At 67.3% G+C, this 16,845-nt stretch carries 14 protein-coding genes and 5 pseudogenes; 10 read left to right on the forward strand and 9 right to left on the reverse strand.

Annotation, left to right across the window (positions count from 1 at the left end):
• Nucleotides 1-3 precede the first annotated feature (3 nt).
• The 3 genes from ACZ7M2_RS50230 to ACZ7M2_RS50240 all read left to right on the forward strand — a co-directional run bounded on the left by ACZ7M2_RS50230 (nucleotide 4) and on the right by ACZ7M2_RS50240 (nucleotide 2,411).
• Nucleotides 4-1,023: a COG1470 family protein gene (locus ACZ7M2_RS50230; RefSeq protein WP_471601017.1), complete on the forward strand. Its 1,020-nt coding sequence runs from the start codon at nucleotides 4-6 to the stop codon at nucleotides 1,021-1,023.
• A 350-nt stretch (nucleotides 1,024-1,373) separates the two neighbouring features.
• Nucleotides 1,374-2,102 carry a hypothetical protein gene (locus ACZ7M2_RS50235; RefSeq protein WP_471601018.1) on the forward strand — a complete coding sequence of 243 codons (729 nt, stop codon included), beginning with the start codon at nucleotides 1,374-1,376 and terminating at the stop codon, nucleotides 2,100-2,102.
• Between the two features lie 102 nt (nucleotides 2,103-2,204).
• Nucleotides 2,205-2,411, forward strand: a complete 207-nt coding sequence (locus tag ACZ7M2_RS50240; protein ID WP_471601019.1) for a hypothetical protein — start codon at nucleotides 2,205-2,207, stop codon at nucleotides 2,409-2,411.
• Between the two features lie 289 nt (nucleotides 2,412-2,700).
• On the opposite strand, the gene ACZ7M2_RS50245 is transcribed toward ACZ7M2_RS50240, so the two are convergent.
• Nucleotides 2,701-3,915 carry a PP2C family protein-serine/threonine phosphatase gene (locus ACZ7M2_RS50245; protein ID WP_471601020.1) on the reverse strand — a complete coding sequence of 405 codons (1,215 nt, stop codon included), beginning with the start codon at nucleotides 3,913-3,915 and terminating at the stop codon, nucleotides 2,701-2,703.
• Between the two features lie 202 nt (nucleotides 3,916-4,117).
• On the opposite strand from ACZ7M2_RS50245, the gene ACZ7M2_RS50250 reads away from it, so the two are divergent.
• On the forward strand, nucleotides 4,118-4,258 hold the full coding sequence (locus ACZ7M2_RS50250; protein WP_471601021.1) for a hypothetical protein: 141 nt from the start codon (nucleotides 4,118-4,120) through the stop codon (nucleotides 4,256-4,258).
• 187 nt (nucleotides 4,259-4,445) lie between these two features.
• On the opposite strand, the gene ACZ7M2_RS50255 is transcribed toward ACZ7M2_RS50250, so the two are convergent.
• Entirely contained in the window at nucleotides 4,446-4,817 is a 372-nt protein-coding gene (locus tag ACZ7M2_RS50255; protein WP_471601022.1) for a hypothetical protein, read from the reverse strand.
• Nucleotides 4,818-5,189: 372 nt separating this feature from the next.
• Between ACZ7M2_RS50255 and ACZ7M2_RS50260 the strand changes: the two are divergent.
• Both ACZ7M2_RS50260 and ACZ7M2_RS50265 read left to right on the forward strand, forming a co-directional pair.
• Nucleotides 5,190-6,288: pseudogene (locus ACZ7M2_RS50260) on the forward strand (integrase core domain-containing protein).
• Between the two features lie 98 nt (nucleotides 6,289-6,386).
• Complete coding sequence (locus ACZ7M2_RS50265) at nucleotides 6,387-7,091, forward strand: TetR/AcrR family transcriptional regulator (protein ID WP_471601023.1); 705 nt, start codon at nucleotides 6,387-6,389, stop codon at nucleotides 7,089-7,091.
• Between the two features lie 141 nt (nucleotides 7,092-7,232).
• Here the strand turns inward: ACZ7M2_RS50265 and ACZ7M2_RS50270 are convergent, their stop codons facing one another.
• On the reverse strand, nucleotides 7,233-7,637 hold the full coding sequence (locus tag ACZ7M2_RS50270) for an SsgA family sporulation/cell division regulator (RefSeq protein ID WP_471601024.1): 405 nt from the start codon (nucleotides 7,635-7,637) through the stop codon (nucleotides 7,233-7,235).
• Nucleotides 7,638-7,935: 298 nt separating this feature from the next.
• Entirely contained in the window at nucleotides 7,936-8,427 is a 492-nt protein-coding gene (locus ACZ7M2_RS50275) for a hypothetical protein (RefSeq protein WP_471601025.1), read from the reverse strand.
• A 415-nt stretch (nucleotides 8,428-8,842) separates the two neighbouring features.
• Here ACZ7M2_RS50275 and ACZ7M2_RS50280 point away from each other — a divergent pair.
• A pseudogene (locus ACZ7M2_RS50280) lies at nucleotides 8,843-9,940 on the forward strand (integrase core domain-containing protein).
• A gap of 481 nt (nucleotides 9,941-10,421) precedes the next feature.
• On the opposite strand, the gene ACZ7M2_RS50285 reads toward ACZ7M2_RS50280, so the two are convergent.
• On the reverse strand, nucleotides 10,422-11,270 hold the full coding sequence (locus ACZ7M2_RS50285; protein ID WP_471601026.1) for a hypothetical protein: 849 nt from the start codon (nucleotides 11,268-11,270) through the stop codon (nucleotides 10,422-10,424).
• Nucleotides 11,271-11,536: 266 nt separating this feature from the next.
• On the opposite strand from ACZ7M2_RS50285, the gene ACZ7M2_RS50290 reads away from it, so the two are divergent.
• The 3 genes and pseudogenes from ACZ7M2_RS50290 to ACZ7M2_RS50300 all read left to right on the forward strand — a co-directional run.
• Nucleotides 11,537-12,979: an NF041680 family putative transposase gene (locus ACZ7M2_RS50290; protein WP_471601043.1), complete on the forward strand. Its 1,443-nt coding sequence runs from the start codon at nucleotides 11,537-11,539 to the stop codon at nucleotides 12,977-12,979.
• Between the two features lie 148 nt (nucleotides 12,980-13,127).
• Nucleotides 13,128-14,603 (forward strand): annotated as a pseudogene (locus tag ACZ7M2_RS50295) (NF041680 family putative transposase).
• Nucleotides 14,604-14,849: 246 nt separating this feature from the next.
• Nucleotides 14,850-15,070 (forward strand): annotated as a pseudogene (locus ACZ7M2_RS50300) (transposase); the annotation flags it as partial.
• An 8-nt stretch (nucleotides 15,071-15,078) separates the two neighbouring features.
• On the opposite strand, the gene ACZ7M2_RS50305 reads toward ACZ7M2_RS50300, so the two are convergent.
• The 4 genes and pseudogenes from ACZ7M2_RS50305 to ACZ7M2_RS50320 form a co-directional block, all read right to left on the reverse strand.
• Nucleotides 15,079-15,567, reverse strand: a complete 489-nt coding sequence (locus ACZ7M2_RS50305) for a hypothetical protein (protein WP_471601027.1) — start codon at nucleotides 15,565-15,567, stop codon at nucleotides 15,079-15,081.
• A gap of 58 nt (nucleotides 15,568-15,625) precedes the next feature.
• Nucleotides 15,626-15,820: a hypothetical protein gene (locus ACZ7M2_RS50310; protein WP_471601028.1), complete on the reverse strand. Its 195-nt coding sequence runs from the start codon at nucleotides 15,818-15,820 to the stop codon at nucleotides 15,626-15,628.
• Nucleotides 15,821-15,865: 45 nt separating this feature from the next.
• Entirely contained in the window at nucleotides 15,866-16,060 is a 195-nt protein-coding gene (locus ACZ7M2_RS50315; protein WP_471601029.1) for a hypothetical protein, read from the reverse strand.
• A gap of 47 nt (nucleotides 16,061-16,107) precedes the next feature.
• Nucleotides 16,108-16,632 (reverse strand): annotated as a pseudogene (locus ACZ7M2_RS50320) (transposase family protein); the annotation flags it as partial.
• Nucleotides 16,633-16,845 lie beyond the last annotated feature (213 nt).

The raw sequence follows: 16,845 nt of genomic DNA on the forward strand, positions 1-16,845 counted from the left end.
GGAATGAAGGGTGCTCGCCGGTACTGGGTTCTGCTGCTGGTGCTGGCCTCCGTGCAGGCGGCCGGGGTGATGCCGGCGGCGGGGCACGGGGTGCCCGGGGTGTCCTCCCTCCAGGGCCCGGTTGCGGGCAGGACCATCAGTATCAAGCTGCTCGACGCTCCGGAAAGCCGCCGTGCCGATCCCAGGGCGCATGCCTACATCGTCGACCATGTCGCGCCCGGCTCGACCATCGAGCGGCGGGTGGAGGTCACCAACGAGTCGTCCACACCGATGCACGTCGACGTCTACGCTGCGGCGGCCACCATCGCGAAGGGTGAGTTCACCTTCGCGCCGCAGCGCACCCCCAACGAGCTGACCGGCTGGACGTCACTCGATACGGCGGACCTTGAGCTGGCGGCCTCCGAAACGGCGCGGGTACGCACCACCATCCGGGTGCCCAGGGATGCCGCCGCCGGGGAGCGATACGGCGTCGTCTGGGCGCAGACGGGCACCACCACGGACCGCTCGCACAATATGACGATGCTGGGCCGGGTGGGCGTCCGCATGTACATCGACGTCGGTCCCGGCGGTGAGCCACCCTCGGACTTCAAGATCGAGCGGCTCTATCCGAACCGAGCCCGCGACGGGCGTGGGGAGGTCCGCGCCCGGATCCACAACACCGGGGGCCGTGCCCTGGACATCAGCGGGGCACTCTCCCTCTTCGACGGGCCGGGCGGACTGCGCGCTGGACCGTTCTTGGCCAAGACGGGCACCACACTGGCTCCGGGCGACCTTGCGGAGGCGGTCGTCCCGCTGGACGCACGGCTGCCGGACGGCCCGTGGACCGTGGCGCTCACGCTCAAAAGCGGCCTGGTCGAGCGCACCACGCGCGCCACCGTCACCTTCCCGACGAGTTACGGTAGCGCCGGAGCGGTCGCCGCGGCGGCCGCCCAGCAAGGGCACTTCCCCACCCCTGTGGTCGCCGGGCTTTCAGCCCTCGTCCTCACCGCTCTGCTCTCCAAGTTCCTCCGGCGCCACCGGTGACCGCTCCGGTCGAGCCTCGCCCCCGCAGCCGGCTGATCTGCTCCATGGGCGTCCGTGGGCGACGCATGACGGTCGTCATCGCGCGCGTCACCGCTCCTTTGCGCCGGCGCCATCCTCGCCGGCGCTCTGACCTCGGCGCACCACTCGCCCCCCGCTTGTCGAGTCTCGTGTGCTCGCCGCGATCACCGTCGTGTCGTATCCGCGAGCCCACTCTCGGAAGCATAAAATGACATTCATGTCACGGTGAGTATCTATGGCTTGTTGTCGACGGTCTGGAAGCGGAGATGTCGGTGTTCAGGCATGGGAGAGGGCGGGCTGGAGCAAGCCGCGGCACGGGAGGTACGGGCGGCATGTTTCGATTGCGGCTGAGGGTGCGGGCCCGCACGACGGGAGCGGTCATGATGGCCGGGCTGGCCGTCCTGACGATCGTCCTGGCCGCAGCCTGGACCGCCACGGTTCAGCGCGCCTACGTCGCCCAGGCCAACGACGGGACGGTACCGGTGATCGACACCTTCACCACCACCGGCCTCACCGAACCCAGCGGCACCGCCACTACTGGGCCTGGCGGCGCCGACAGCACCGCCAACACCGGCAATACCGGCCTCACATTTACGGTCATCCCAGTCGACCACCCCACCCTGACCATCGCCAAGAGTCACGCGGACACCTTCATCCGGGGCGAGGACGGCGTTTACACCATCACTGTGGGTAACGCTACTGCGGCCGGCCCGACCAATGGCACCACGGTCACCGTTCACGACATCCTCCCCGCAGGTCTTCGGGCCGACAGGATCACCGGCAGGGGATGGCACTGCACTCTGGCCACCCTCACCTGCACCCGCAGCGACGTCTTGTCTGCCGGGCACAGCTACCCGCCCGTCACCCTGAAGGTCGACGTCTCCTGCAACGCCCGTGCACGGGTCACCAACACCGCTACCGTCACTGGAGGCGGTGACGCCACCACCCACACCGCCACCGACACCACCACGATCAAGTACCACGAGCACCACGGGTACGACGGCGACGGGCACGACGGCCACGACGGGCGTCATGACCACTGCGATCGCCACGACCACTGACACCTCTCCCTGAAGCTGGATCCGGGCCTGTTCGACCACCTCGGCTGGGACCGGCTCGGCGCTCCTGTCAGGATCTTCCCCCTGCTGACCGAGGAAGCCGCCGTGGAGGCCTGGGGCGCGCTTCTCCCCAGCGTGTTGCTCCGCTACGGCGACCCCGCTGGCAGCGAACCGACCGACCTGCCTACTTCCTTGCTCGGCCTCGACCAGGAGCACCTTCCGAAGGAGATCGTGCGGATGATTGGGACCGGGGAGTCGGCTCACCTCGACCGTCTTGACCGGTTCCTGCTGTTTCCCGAGGGGGAGCGTTGACTCAGGGGCACGGGAGGGGATGCTCACCCGGTAGCCGTTCTCTTCCATCGCGCTTCTGGAGGCCGACCTGCGCAGCGAACTGTTCAATCGTGGCTGTCGATCTGCTCGGGGGGCTTGTCATCTGGAGGGGGCGGTGGTGGCGAGGCGAAGAGAAGGTCTTCAAAGACGTCCAGCGCCAGCATCAGGAGTAGGAGCATTGCCGGTACGAGCAGAGCTAGGTGTCTGGACGGAGGAGGCCACACCACAGCCAGTGGTGCCCTACCTCCAAGCCCGGTCGTTTACAGCCGGGTCAAGTTGACTCGAGGACTGGGTGATGGTCGGCGGCCCCTCCTCGCCATTCGATCATGAAGAGGGTGGCATCGTCGCTGGTGCGCCCGCCCCGTTCCTTCTTCAGCGTGTGGGAGAGCCGGCGCAGATCCGCGCGCATTCCGTCTGACGGCTCCTGGCCGAGGCGGTTGACGCAGTGGATGAGGCGTTCCTCACCGAAGGTCTCCCCGCCGTCGATGCGCTCCTCGATGATGCCGTCGGTGTAGCAGAGCACCCGGTCGCCCTGCTGGAGTGTGTGCTCTCTGATGCGGGGCACTTCACCTCCGAAGCCGACGGGGAGCGTCGTCGCGCTCTCCAGCTGCCGCACGACCTGGCCATCGCGGATCAGCAGCGGCGCGGGGTGGCCCGCGTTGACCAGCTCCAGCTCACCGGTAGCGACGTTGACGTGCATCAGCTGCGCGGTGACGAAGTGGTCGTCCCCGAACTGCCGTGAGATGGCATGGTCCATGAACGCGTACTTCTCGGCCAGGCTGACGAACACGCGCCGGGCATGGCGGTAGGCGCCGATGGCGATGGTCGCCATCGCGGCGGCGTCCAGGTTGTGGCCCATCGCGTCGATCACGGCCATGTGCAGGATGTTGTCGTTGAGGGCGTAGTCGAAGCTGTCACCGGCGACGCGGTAGGCGGGCTCCAGGATGCCTGCCACCTGAACCTGGGGCACGGTCATCGTCAGCGGCGGCAGCAGGCCCCACTGGATCTCCGCGGACACGCTCATCGGCTCCCGGCGCCGGGCCAGGAAGAACTGGTCGGTGTAGGCGTTCTTGGTGACCAGCATGTCGGCGACCAGTCCGGAGAGCCGGCGCAGCAGGCGCCGGTCATCGTCGTCGACGGTGTCCAGCGTCAGGGCCATGACGCCCACCTGGTCGCTTCCGTCCAGCAGGGGCAGATACATCCGCACGCCGCCGGGCTGTGGTACCTCGACGACGTCCCCGCGCAGGAAGGCCCGGCCGGCGGGGGAGTCGGCCATCGGCTCGGGCTGGCCGACGTGTAGCTTCCTGCCCGGAAGCGGCACCAGCAGCTCCTGGGCGTAGTCCTGGAGCAGGATGGACACCTCACGGCCGCCGATCCCGGCCACCTCCTCCGCGATCAGCGGGGCGATCAGCTGCGGCGGCAAGAGCCGCGCACGATCCAGCAGCACACCGAGCAGCCGTTCGCCGAAACCCTCCGACCGGTCCATGCTCTCCTCGCTCATGGCCCGGTTCGCCACCGCCTTCCTGTCCTGCGCGCCGGTCACTGCCTGTGCACAACGTGACCTGGTCAAGCAGCCGAAGCGGCTCATTAGGCCATGCGCGGCATGTCGGCCCGCGCGGTCCGCAGTTTCGCGATCTCCTTGTCCCGGGATCCGACGTCGAGGGCCACAACGCCGCGCGGCGGCGACCATGGGCGAGCTGCGCAGCGCCGTACGCGCCTTCACCGCCGCAGACCAGCGGTCCGCCGAAGTGACGGCTGGAATCAACCGGCTGCTGCTCGACCGCGGCCCGTGCCGACTCGCCGGCTGCTGCTACGCCCTGCTCAACTGATGCCCCGCCGGAAGCGATCACCGGCTACGAAAATCTTGGAAGACCCTGAATCCTGATACATCCCTGCACGGACGAGTTTTTTGGGGGCGCAGGGTTCGGGGTGATCTGCTCAGGTGTCTTGCGGTGTTCGGTAAGGGCTGCTGAGATTCATGGGGGTGTGTGTGGTTTCGCGGGCGTCTTGGGGGAATTATGAGCCAGCGGTGTAGAAGCGGGCGCGGGTGCGGCCGACCGGTTGGAGGATGTGGGCGGCGGTGAGGTCGCGCAGGTCGCGCTGGGCCTGCTGGAGGCTGAGGGCTTCGGCGTGCTGGTAGCGGGAGCGGCGTACGCGTCCGGCCATGGCGACGTCGTGCAGGGCGGTGACGGTGCGTTCGTCGAGGTGGGTGACGTCGGCGAATTCGGCGAGGGTGCTCCACACGCGGCCGGAGCGAATCAGGCGGCCCTGGACGGTTTGTGCCTGTTGGCGGTAGGCGGTCAGGTTGAAACGGATCCAACTGGAGACGTCCTGCTCGGGTTGGTAGTGGGTGCCGCGGTCGTTGAGTTGCGGACGGTCCTTGGACATTGGCCAGCGACTGGCGCCTGATCACACTGGGCTGCCAGTGCGGGTTGGTGACCCACGAGCACGGCCTCACCTTCTCCGAAGTCTGGCTCCGCCTGCCGGACTCGTAAGCGAGCGTCGCCATCAACCTGCCCGAGCAAACCCAAGGCGTTTCACGTGGTCGATCGAACGCTCGCCGGTTGAAGCGCTCAGCCACAGCACGGGCACTGGTGGCTCACTGGAAAATGCGTCACTCAGCGTGCCTAACGTTGCCCTTGCCGATAGCCTCATCCGGCCTGGTCAGAGCCTGTGTGCCGTGATCTTCGTTCCGTCGGATGCTGAGGCCGGCGCAGTGCTTTGGCGGAGATGACGATCACCTCGGCATGATGGTCGCTCGTGTTGTTGAAACTCGCCTACCTGAGCGTGACCAACATGTTCGCGATGCTACGACTGCTGCCGGTGAGCACCCGGGACAAGGATGTAGAGATCCTGGCTCTACGCCATCAGATCACCGTGCTGCAACGGCATCTGAACGGGCAGCGAGTCCAGTTCGCGCCGGGGGATCGGGCGTTCCTGGCGGCGCTGCTGCATGACCTCCCGAAAGAGGCGCTGCTCCGTGTGCGGTTGCTGGTGCGGCCGGACACGATCCTGCGTTGGCACCGTGACCTGGTCGCCCGCCGGCATGCCGCCTGATCCCGGCGGCCACCGCGGGGGCCGACTGCGCACCGTCCGCTCCATCCGGGCTCTCGTACTGCGCCTGGTACGTGAGAACCCGAGCTGGGTGTAGCGGCGCGTGCACGGCGAACTGCTGGTACTCGGAGTGAAGGTAGCCGCGTCCACGGTCTGGGAGATCCTCCAGGACGTCGGCATCCCGCCGGCCCCCGAACGGGCGTCGAGCACCTGGTCGGACCTTCTGCGCTCCGAAGCGGACGTCCTTCTGGCGTGTGATTTCTTCGAGACCGTCACCTTGTCCGGGGCGCGGTTGTACGTCTTCGCGGTGATCGAGCGCGCCAACGGGCAAATCCGGGTCCTGGGCGCCACTGCGCTTCCCGCCGCGGCCTGGGTGACCCAGGCGGCGAAGAACCTCGTCATGGACCTCGAAGACGCCGGCTGCCGGGCAAGGTTCATGATCCGGGACTGGGACGGGAAGTTCCCCGCACTGTTCGACACCATCCTCACCCACGCCGGCATCGAGGCAGTCCTCAGCGGCGTGCGAATACCGCGCATGAACTCGATCACGGAACGGTGGGTGCAGACCTGCCGCCACGAACTCCTGGACCGCACCCTCATCTGGAACCATCACCACCTGCTCCGCGCGCTGAGGGAGTTCGAGCAGTTCTACAACGGGCATCGACCGCATCAGGGCATCGCCAACGCCCGCCCACTACATCCGTTGCTCCCACCGGTCACCGATCCGGGGCAGATCGCCCGCCTCGACATACGAAAACGCGACCGACTCGGCGGCATCCTCCACGCGTACCAACATGCCGTGTGACCTGTACGGACGAAGTTTTCGGCAAGGACAACGTTCCGTCCGCACCATGAGCAAGATCACAATCTAATTCGAGGGGCCCCTCATGTTAGTCTGGATGCATGAGTCACCAGCACGTCCTGTCCGCGCCCCAGGTGCCGGTCAAACCGTTGCGCCGCGACGCGCAGCGCAACAGGGACGCGATCGTGGCCGCTGCCCGCAAGGCTTTCGCCGAGCAGGGGCTGGACGCTTCCCTGGAGGGTGTTGCCCGCGAGGCGGGTGTCGCGATCGGCACGGTCTACCGGCACTTTCCGCGCCGGCTCGACCTTGTCGAGGAGCTCTTCACCGCGAAGTTCACGGATCTGCTCGCTGCAGCCGAAGAGGCCGCGGCCATGGACGACGCCTGGGAGGGGTTCTGCTACTACCTGGAAAGGCTCTGTGAACTGCAGGCCTGTGACCGGGCCTTCAACGACCTGGTCTCGGCCCGCCTGCCCGTCCACGCGCTCGGCAGGGGAATGTTCGAGCGCACGAAGGAACGGGTCGCTCAGATCTTCCGGAACGCCCAGGAGCAGGGCGTCCTGCGTGACGATGTCACTCCGGACGACATCGCATTCGTGATCTGGTCCCAGGTCGGGATCATCCAGGCCACCCGTGCCGTCGCTCCCAACGCCTGGCGCCGCCATCTCCACCTGCTGCTCGACGCCTTCCGCGCCGAGTGCGCCCACGAGCTGCCCGAACCCCCGCTGACCCCTCAGCAGTTCGCGCAGACCCTCACCACTCTCGAGTGCCCCGAAGAGGAATGCCGCGAGTGCCGTGAGGAGGCATGAGCCGCGGCTGACGACATCGTGCAACACGACATACGACGTCGTGCAACACGGCATACAGCGGGACATACGGCGGGCCCGGTGCCGCCGTCGGCATCCGGGCCCTCAGCCTCACGGGGGCGGCGCCATCCAGGGGGATGGCGTTCAGTTTTCCGCCAGCAGCTGTGCCAGTTCGGCATCCAGGTCGAACCGGCTGGATTCGGTCCCCGGCGGCACCGCGGGCCATGTTTCGCGCAGGAAGGATTCCACGCCCTGCGCGGGGAACTCGAGCAGGGCCGATCCCGCAGGCGAACGAAGAGCCATGCACACCGCATCGCGTCCCGAGTCACTGGTCGGCCACATGCGTACGTCTCCGTGCCCGGTGTGCTCGCTCAGAGCCTGAGCCAGCATGTCGCGGCTGAGGAACCACTCGACCGTTCCGCTCTGGTCCAGGGTGTGGAAGACGGCACGCACGGCATAGGGATCATCCGCGTCGTACTGCAGTGCTGCATGTATCGACACCCACAGGTCGTGCGACAAGACGAGCCGCACGGGCAGCTCGTGTGCCACGGTTCTGACCGATCTCACTGTCCCTCACTTCCATGTCCCCGCTCGCCCGGCACTGCGATGGCTCCCCGTGTGCTTCGAGGCGCGGGGGTGGCGGTACCGCCGGCGCAACCAGTAGCGCCGGTGGACGGGAGCAGCTCACGCGGTTCCCGTGTGTTGTCCCTGTCCGCCCGGGGGGCGATTTCACCGGCTCGCGCTCGATGTCGGCTCGGCGAGCGGTCGGTTTGACGAGTCGCAACGGCGCACCCCAAAGCCGCGTCGTTGCGGCCGGTGAAACCGACCGTGCTGGCCTGCGGCCGCATCAGCGCTGGTCCGCGTACCACGCGACCTGGTCCAGCTGCCAGCGCTCGGCGCTGACGCGGTACGTCGTCGCCTCGTCCCAGCGGTACCCGTCCCAGACGTACAGGTGGCTACCGTTCCAGCGCTCTTCCCCGTAGTGGCCCTGGCGGCCGTCGTTCGTGTACCAGCCGCGGGGTGCGCCCCAGCTGTCGTCCTGTGCGTCGTGGTGATTGCTCTGGTATCCGTTCGCGCGCTCGCCGCCGGTGGTGAAGGCGGTGATCGCGGACTGCGTGTGCTCCCCGGGTGCCGAGGATGTCGCTGCCGACGCCGTACCGCTGACTCCGAGAAGGGCTCCGCCTGTCAGCGCCGTAGAAGCGACAGCGGTCGAGACGCGCTTGATCCACTTGTTCATGGTCATCTCCTTGTGATGTGCCGCGGCTCCGTTGACCGGGCGGCTGTCCTGTCCGTGATCCAGGGAATCCGGATCGGCCGGGTGCTGAACCGTGAGGGTCATCCTGAGGGGGTCCTCATGTTCGACGTCGCCCAGCGTACTCGAGGGGGTCCTCATGTTTGCGGTGAGGCTCATCACAGCACGTCGGAGGGGTCGAATGTCACGAGCAGGGCGACGGTGGCCGAGGCGGCGGGCGCCGGGTCTGACCTGTGCAAGAACGGGCATCCGGGACCCGGGGCGCCGACGCCAGGCTCGCACTGGGAGCCGCCGGGATCAGGCGCCGCCTGCACCGCGACCTGCGCATCGGGGATGTCGTCCAACATCACCGCTCGGCTCTCCCGCGGCCGACGCTGCCCTTGCCGAAAACCTCATCCGCTCAGGTTGAAGTTCGGTGTGCGGGATGCGCGGGGTCTCGGGCGCGAACGCTCGGATTGGTACTCTCGCGCGGTTGACGATCACCCCGGCATGCTGGCCGATCGTGCTGCTGCGACTGGCTCACCTGACCGAGGCGAATGCGTTCGCCGCGCTGTGCCTGCTGCCCATGAGCGATCGGGGCAAGCACACAGAGATCCTCGCCACGCGCCATCAGATCACGGTGCTGGAGCGCCAACCCGCTGGCGAGAGGATTTGGTTCCCTCCAAGCGATGGCGCGTTCCTGGCAGCGTTGCCGCACCGCCTGCCCTCACGGGTACTGCGCAGGATTCGGCTGGTGGTGCGTCCGGACATGGTGCTGCGCCGGCACCGCGATCTGGTCGCGCGCCGCCACGCTGCGCGCTCCCGGCCCAAGCGCCCGGGGAGACCGCGGACCGTGCGCTTTGTCCGGCTGCTGGTGCTGCGGCTCGCCCGCGAGAACTCCAACTGGGGATATCGCCGCATCCACGGCGAACTCCTCGTTCTGGGCGTCAGGGTGGCAGCCTCCACCGTCTGGGAGATCGTCCAGGAAGCCGGGATCGATCCGGCATCCGAGCGTGTTACGAGCATGTGGGCGGACTGCGTGCGCTCTCAGGCCGACGCCCTGCTGGCGTGTGACTTCCTGGAAACGGTCACCTTGTCCGGGGCGCGCATGTATGTGTTCGCGGTGATCGAGCGCGCCGCCGCCGGATCCGGATTCTCGGCGCCACCACGCACCCCACCGTCAGGTGGGTGACGCAAGCCGCGAAGAACCTTTTCATGGACCTCGAAGACGCCTGCTGCCGGGCCAGGTTGCTGATCCGGGACCGGGACGGGAAGTTTCCCGCCCTGTTCGACGCCGTCCTCAACGATGCGGGGATCGAGGCAGTACTCAGCGGAGTACGGATGCCTCGCATGAACTCGATCACGGAACGGTGGGTGCAGACCTGCCGGCGTGAGCTGTTGGACCGCATCCTGATCCAGAACCAGCACCACCTGCTCCACGCGCTACGCGAGTTCGAGAGGTTCTACAACGAGCACAGGCCGCACCAGGCACTCGCCAACGCCCGCCCCCTCCAACCGCTGCCCGCCCCGATTGAGGGACTCGAACCGGATCGCCCATCTGGACATTCGACGACGAGCGCGGCTTGGTGACACGCTCCACGAATACCGGCATGCTGCCTGACCAGTATGGATGAGGTATTCGGCAAGGGCAGGGTCTGGGAGCGGAACGTGAGTGAGGAGACGGCCCTTGGCCTCGTTGCACAGGCTGAGACGGTACTGCGGACCTCCTGGCCGACGGCCGTCCCCACATCGAGGGCGGGGGAGACCGGAGTTCAGCCGCGGGCCGGCTCCTCAACCTGGAACTCGCCCTGGTGGCCACCAAGTCCCTTGTAGTCGAGTTGTTTGCCGACGACGGAGACCAGTCCTGCTTCCGCCCTGTCCCCACACGGTGACACCGGCCGGATGCACCACGGGCCCCGGGGAGTGAGGACATCCCCGGGGGCCCGGCGTATGGAGTCGTGCGGTTCAGCGACCCCGTCATCGCGAGGTCACATGTGCGCGATTGGTCTTGCGTTCGCCGGGGATCGGGGCGACTTTGCGGCGCCGACTTGTTGAGTTCGGCGCCGCTGTGGTTGGGCCTGAGTGGTTCGGCGTTGGGGTGCTTACCTGACGTCGACGAAGTCGCCGGGTGCTGTCGAGGCGGCTGTGGTGGCGGTGCCGGCGAAGAGGTAGCGGTAGTACCCGTCGCCTGTGGCCTTGGTGGTGGTCTTCAGGACGCCGGTGCTGCTGGTCTTGACGGTCTTGAGGGTGGTGTAGGTGCTGCTGCCCCTCTTGCGGAACTGCAGCTTCGCGGGCTGGGAGGCGTAGCCGGCGTACTTGCCCGTCGACCAGTTCGCGCGGGCAAGCTTGCCCGTGACCATGATGGTCTTGCCCTTCTTGACGGGCTCGGGTGTGGCATCGGCGGTCAGCGTGGAGAGCTTTTTGATCGCGCCGGTGGCGACGTCGTCGTTGTAGCCGGCGTTCGCGTACAGGTCCCACGCGCCCAGGAACAGCTTCCAGGTCCCGGCCACGCCGTTGTCCTTCATGTCGGTGGCCGGGTGGATGTTGAAGACGGCCTTGCAGTTGTAGACGCCCTGGGTCGCGGTCTCCGTGCAGCTGGGGTCGTCGTCCGTCCCCAGGCCGCCGGTGATACCGGACGTGGTCGAGCTGTCGGTGCCCTGCCACAGGAAGGCCTCGGTGAGGGCGACGCCGTTCTGGTCGGTGGCGGTGTACGTGACGGTGACGGACTTCTTGCCGGCGGTGCCGAGGACGATGTCCTTGCCACCGTTGATGACCGCGTGCGAAAACTTGGTGTTGCCCAGCGAGTCGTTCGGACGAACGGTCTTCGAAGCGAAGGAGCTGAGCTTCGCCGACGCACCCGCACGCTCCGACGCCTGAGCGGCAACCGGAAGAGCGAGCGCGGACAGAACGACGGCACCGGAAACTACGGCGGCCGCGACGCGTATACGCATGAATCCCCCACGGGAACCTGAGGGGCCCGCCGAAGTCTCCCTCTGGCCGGGCCTGTTGATCTTCGTATCATATGAACTCGGGTCGGAAATGGTGAAGATCCCTTGTGCAATAAGTGCGTAACGGGTTAGCTTGTCTTTTATCTTCCGGCCTCGAACGGTGTCTCGAACTGGGTCGCTCACCTGGGGATTCGCCGGACGTGGAGGCGGCCTTCGTCTGATCCTGTGCTCCGACCAAGGTGCACGTGACCAAGACGAAGGCCGTGAGGGTGAGTCTGCTGCCTGATGCTGTCCGGAGGGAGGCGTTCGCGGAAGCGTCACGCTTCCGGGGCGATTTCTACGAGTGTCTGACCGCTCGGCGCGATGAGTTGTTCGAGCTGGCGGACGCGATGTTGTGTGCGGACGGTGCGGTGAAGTCCCCTGTGGACTTGACGCTGCTGCCTGAGCATCGTCGTGGGCCCGGAGCGATGTACGGCGGTCTCAACCACGGCCGGATCGACATGGATCGGCTGCGGGCCGTGTTGGCCGGGCTGTCGCTGCCGCGTTTCGCCGGCGGGCGCCTGGTCCTGGCGGTCGATGTGTCGCCGTGGCTGCGTTCGGACGCGCCATGCTCGGCCGAGCGGCTGTTCTGTCACGTCTACGGCCGTGCGAAGACGGCGTCGCAGTTCATCCCGGGCTGGCCCTACTCCTTCGTGGCCGTGCTGGAGCCGGGCGCCACGTCCTGGACCGCGATTCTGGACGCGGTGCGGCTCGGCCCGGCGCACGACGCGACCGCGATCACCGCTGACCAGCTCCGAGGAGTCGTTGAGCGGCTCATCACCGCGGGCCAGTGGCAGGCCGGGGACCCGCATATCGTGATCGTCAGCGACGCCGGCTACGACGTCACCCGCCTGGCCTGGGTCCTGCGCGACCTTCCCGTCGAACTGGTCGGCAGGGTCCGCTCCGACCGCGTGATGCGTCTGCCAAAACCACCCAGGACGCACGGCGTCAACGGCCGGCCGCCCAAACACGGACCGGAATTCCGCTTCACCAGGCCGGAGACCTGGCCAGAGCCCGCGATCACCACCGTCACCGACACCACCAACTACGGCAAGGCAAAAACCCAGGCCTGGGACCGCGTCCACCCCCGACTCACCCACCGCTCCTCATGGCTCGACCACGACGGTGAACTACCCTTTGTCGAAGGCACGTTGGTCCGTTTGGAGGTCGAGCACCTGTCGAAGGAACGGGACGCTCCGCCGGTGTGGTTGTGGTCTTCGAAGACCGGCGCCACCCCCGATGATGTGGACCGTTTCTGGCAGGCATTTCTCCGCCGCTTCGACCTGGAGCACACCTTCCGCTTCGCGAAGCAGACCCTCGGCTGGACCACTCCGAAACTCCGAACCCCGGAGGCGGCGGACCGCTGGACCTGGATCCTGATCGTCGCTCACACTCAGCTCCGGCTCGCCCGTCCCCTCGCCATGGATCTACGCCGGCCCTGGGAGAAACCCACCACCTCCGGCCGGCTCACCCCGGCCCGGGTCCGCCGGGGGTTCAGGAACATCCGCGCCCACCTTGCCTGCCCGACCCGTGTTCCCAAACCCCGAGGTGTTGGCCCCGGACGGCCACCCGGCGCCAAGAACAAACACCGGGCACCCCGCTACGACGTTGGCAAGACCGTCAAACGCCCTGACACCCTCAAGGCCATCGGCAGACCCGGCAGATCCTGGTAGATAAACGCCAAGCTGAGCTTGACGTTTATGGTCCGGCGTCGAACGCGACTCGAACTTGATCAGCGTTTTCGCAGTTCAGCGGACACGAAGGCGGCCTTCGTCTGATCCTTTGCTCCGTCACAGAGTGGATCAGCGCGAAGGCCGTGTCGTGAGTCTGGTGCATCAGGGTGTCCTTCGGGATGCGTTCGCGGAAGTGTCATGCTTCCGGACGGAGTTGTACGCGTGTCTGACCGCGCGGGGCGACGCGCTGTTCGAGTTGTGCGACGCGTTGCTGTGCACGGACGGGCCGGTGCGGACGCTGGCCGACCTGGCACTTGCGCCGGAACACCGCCGTGGGCACGGGGCTCTCTACGGTGGCCTCAACCAGGGGCGGATCGACGTGGCCTGGCTGCGCCGCGCACTGGCCTCGGTGCCGCTGCCGCGGGCGGCGAACGGCCGGCTCGTGTTGGCCGCGGACGTCTCGCCGTGGCTGCGGCCGGACGCCAACACCTGCCCTGACCGGGCTTTTTGCCACACGTACGGCCGCGGAGGAGCGAAGCACCAGATGATCCCGGGCTGGCCCTACTCGGTCGTGGTCGCGCTGGAAACCGGCCGGACCTCATGGACGGCGGTACTGGACGCGGTCCGCCTGGACCCCGGCGCCGACGTCGCCGCGGTGACCACGGTCCAGCTCCGCGAGGTCGTCGTACGGCTCGTCGCCGCCGGCCAGTGGAAGCAGGGAGACCCCAACGTCCTGGTCGTGCTGGACGCCGGATACGACGCGCCCCGCATCGCCCACCTGCTGGGCGACCTGCCCGTCGAGGTCCTGGGCCGGCTGCGGTCGGACCGGGTGATGCGCCGGCCGACGCCCTCGCTCAAGGACTACGCCCTGTCCTATCCCCAAAGCGGGCGACCGCCGAAGCACGGCGGTGAGTTCGTCTTCGGCGATCCAGCCACGTGGGGCGCCGAGCAGGCCGTGACGGTCACCGACACACGCCGCTACGGGAAGGCGACAGCCCAGGCCTGGGACCGGCTCCATCCGCAGCTGACCCGGCGGGCCGCCTGGCTCGATCACGAAGGGCGACTGCCCATCATCGAGGGCACCGTCATCCGCCTGGCCGTGGAGAAGCTGCCCAGCGGCGGGGTGAACAAGCCGCTCTGGCTGTGGTGGTCAGGCACCGCCGCCACCACGACGGACCTCGACCGCTGCTGGCAGTCCTTCCTGTGACGCTTCGACATCGAGCACATGTTTCGCCTGTTCAAGCAGACGCTCGGATGGACCCGGCCCCGGCTCCGCAGCCCGGAGGGGGCAGACCGGTGGACATGGCTTGTGATCGCCGCCTACACCCAGCTCCGGCTCGCCCGCCCGCTCGCCGCCGATCTACGGCGTCCCTGGGAGAAGCCGGCCGAGCCGAACAGACTGACGCCCGCCCGAGTCCGGCGGGGGTTCAGGAACCTGCGAGCGAAGACCGGCTCTCCAGCCGGTGCACCGAAACCGTCAACACCCGGACCAGGAAGGCCACTTGGTTCGAAGAACCGCCACACAGCCGCCCGTCATGACGTGGGCAGAGTCCTCGTGACCGGCGAGGCATACAGCCGACCCGCCCACCGCAAGGTTGGCACGAAACCCCGCCGCACTGGATAGACGTCAAGCCGAGAGGTCGTTTTCATCTATTTTGGTGCTTTATGGACTGATTCCCGGAGGGTGGAGTGGCGGTGTGGAAGAGGTGGCAGGTGTGGCTGGGGTTGGTGGGTCTGGAGGGGGGAGGGGTGGGGCGGGGTGCTGCTCGTTCCTGTCTCATTCCAGGATGTCCGGCTTTCAGGGCTGCGTGCTTCCGTCGTCATCGCTGTGCGCCTGGGTGCACTCGGTCCGCGGCGATGCATTACGAGCATGGCGAAGCGGCGTCCGTATCCGAGTGATCTGTCCGATGCCCGCTGGGAGTTGATCGAGCTCGTGCTCTCGGCCTGGCGCTTCGTGCGCCGCGGCAGGGCCCTGGACTTCGGCCGGCCGAGCACGACCTGTGCGACATCATGGACGCGGTCTTGTACGTGGACCGGACCGGCGTTCAGTGGCGTTACCTCCCGCGCGATTTTCCACACTTTCTGTGGAATCAAAGGTGTCAAGCGGTGTGCTTATGGATCACGCCGAGGTAGTGGCGTTCACGATGAGGCATGTGATCGTCACGGCGAGGCGTGAAGAACACCGCGCAGACGTTCGCCGGATGGGTAAGGACGCTGGATTGGTCTCCGAACGTGAGACGGTCGTTGACGTCGTGGCGGCAATCGATCGCGTCAAGGCTGGCGATCAGGTCTTCTCGGGGCTCGGTGGACGAGTACGACTCTGAGTCTGGCAAGATCAAGGGCGGCAAGTTGGTCGTCGGGCCCGGCCGGAGCCTGATGCAGATTCCGCTCACGGTGCGTTGGGTGACGACGAGCTCTAGGCCGTTCCAGGCGTAGGGGTAGCCGTCAATGTCCGGTCTCATCCGGATGGCGGGGTGTGGGCGTCCTGGACCCAGGAGATCCTCTGCCTCGGTCAGCGGCATGCCGCAGTGAAGCGGGCCGACGCGGCCGGTCCGTGCGAAGTCGACGAGCACGTTCATCAAGGTCACGGCAGTGACTCTGGCATCTTCTCGTGCTGGCCCACACCTGGATAATGCTCGAGGGGTCTCAGCACAGGTCACCGGGCCGGCACGCCCGCCGGGTGCGGTCGATGACCGGCAGCAGAGTCGCGGTTGCGGGGGCGCCGATCTGGCTCGGTGTCGGCCCTGCGGGCGTAGGAACATCGGCGAGTCGTTCGAGGAGCTTGTCGAGGGCGCCGACGGGGGCGCGTTCAGCATCGGTGAGCGGGATATTGGTCAGCATCTTCTGCAGGTTGTCTTTCGCCTCCAGCAGTTGGCCTTTGCTGGATTACTTCGGAGTGTAGAAGTCGCAGCGTGCGCAGGCCATGCGGTGCTGGCACTGCTCGAAGAAGCTGTAGGTGCACCAGCCGTGGCCGAGGTCGTAGTACTGCCACGGTTCGCCGCTGGCGGCGGCGCCGGAGGCGACCGCGTCGCGGTCGACGAGGACTTCGATGGTGCGGATGTTGCGGGCGAGAGATGCCATCGGTCGGCGACCTGGAGGGCCTGCGGGGCGCCGCGGGTGGCACCTTCGGCGAAGAAGGGCGCCCGGTCAAGGCAGAGGATCTCGATGCCAGGCCGCTCGGCGAGCCAGGCCGCGAATGTGTCCGCATCCCGATCGGGAAGGAGGTCGACCGGGCGACGTATCTCGACGTCGACGAGCACGGTTCCGTAGACACGGCCCTTGCGCTGCGCGTACTCGTCCACGCCGACCACGCGGGGAACTGCGGTGGCGGGGTCCGGAAGCGAGACGATCAGCCTCAGCAGGGTGTTCCAGCTGACCGGAACCTTGAGGGCGTCCGTCATCCGGGCGCCGGCCCGGCCCGCGAGCGCAAGACCGACCGACACCAGCGTCGACCGCAGCCGCTCGGTCCGTCGCCCGAACCTGCGAGTGAGACCGGGTACTTGCTCGGCGAAGGTCATGCGCTCGCAAGATCCCTCCTCGCAGACGAACCTCCGCACCCGCAACGACACCACGACGATCTTGCCCGCCGTCGGCAGATCACGAGGAAATTGCAGGTAGGAGCCGTGTATTCGCCCCGACCAGCACCCGCACCCCGGGCAGGCCGCCCGCCCTGCAGTCGTACGGGCCTAGACCCGGACGACCGTGTCGATCACCTCGACCGATTCCACCAACACGCCCTCGACCGAGGAAAACAGCAGCTCGTTCAACTGCGACAACACTTCGCTCACGGCGAAGGACTGTCGACCACACCACCGTCCAGCCAGGCGATTTTCGGGCGGACTTCAGTGGGATCATCTAGGGACCGG

The organism is Streptomyces sp. NPDC111507, from assembly GCF_055638955.1.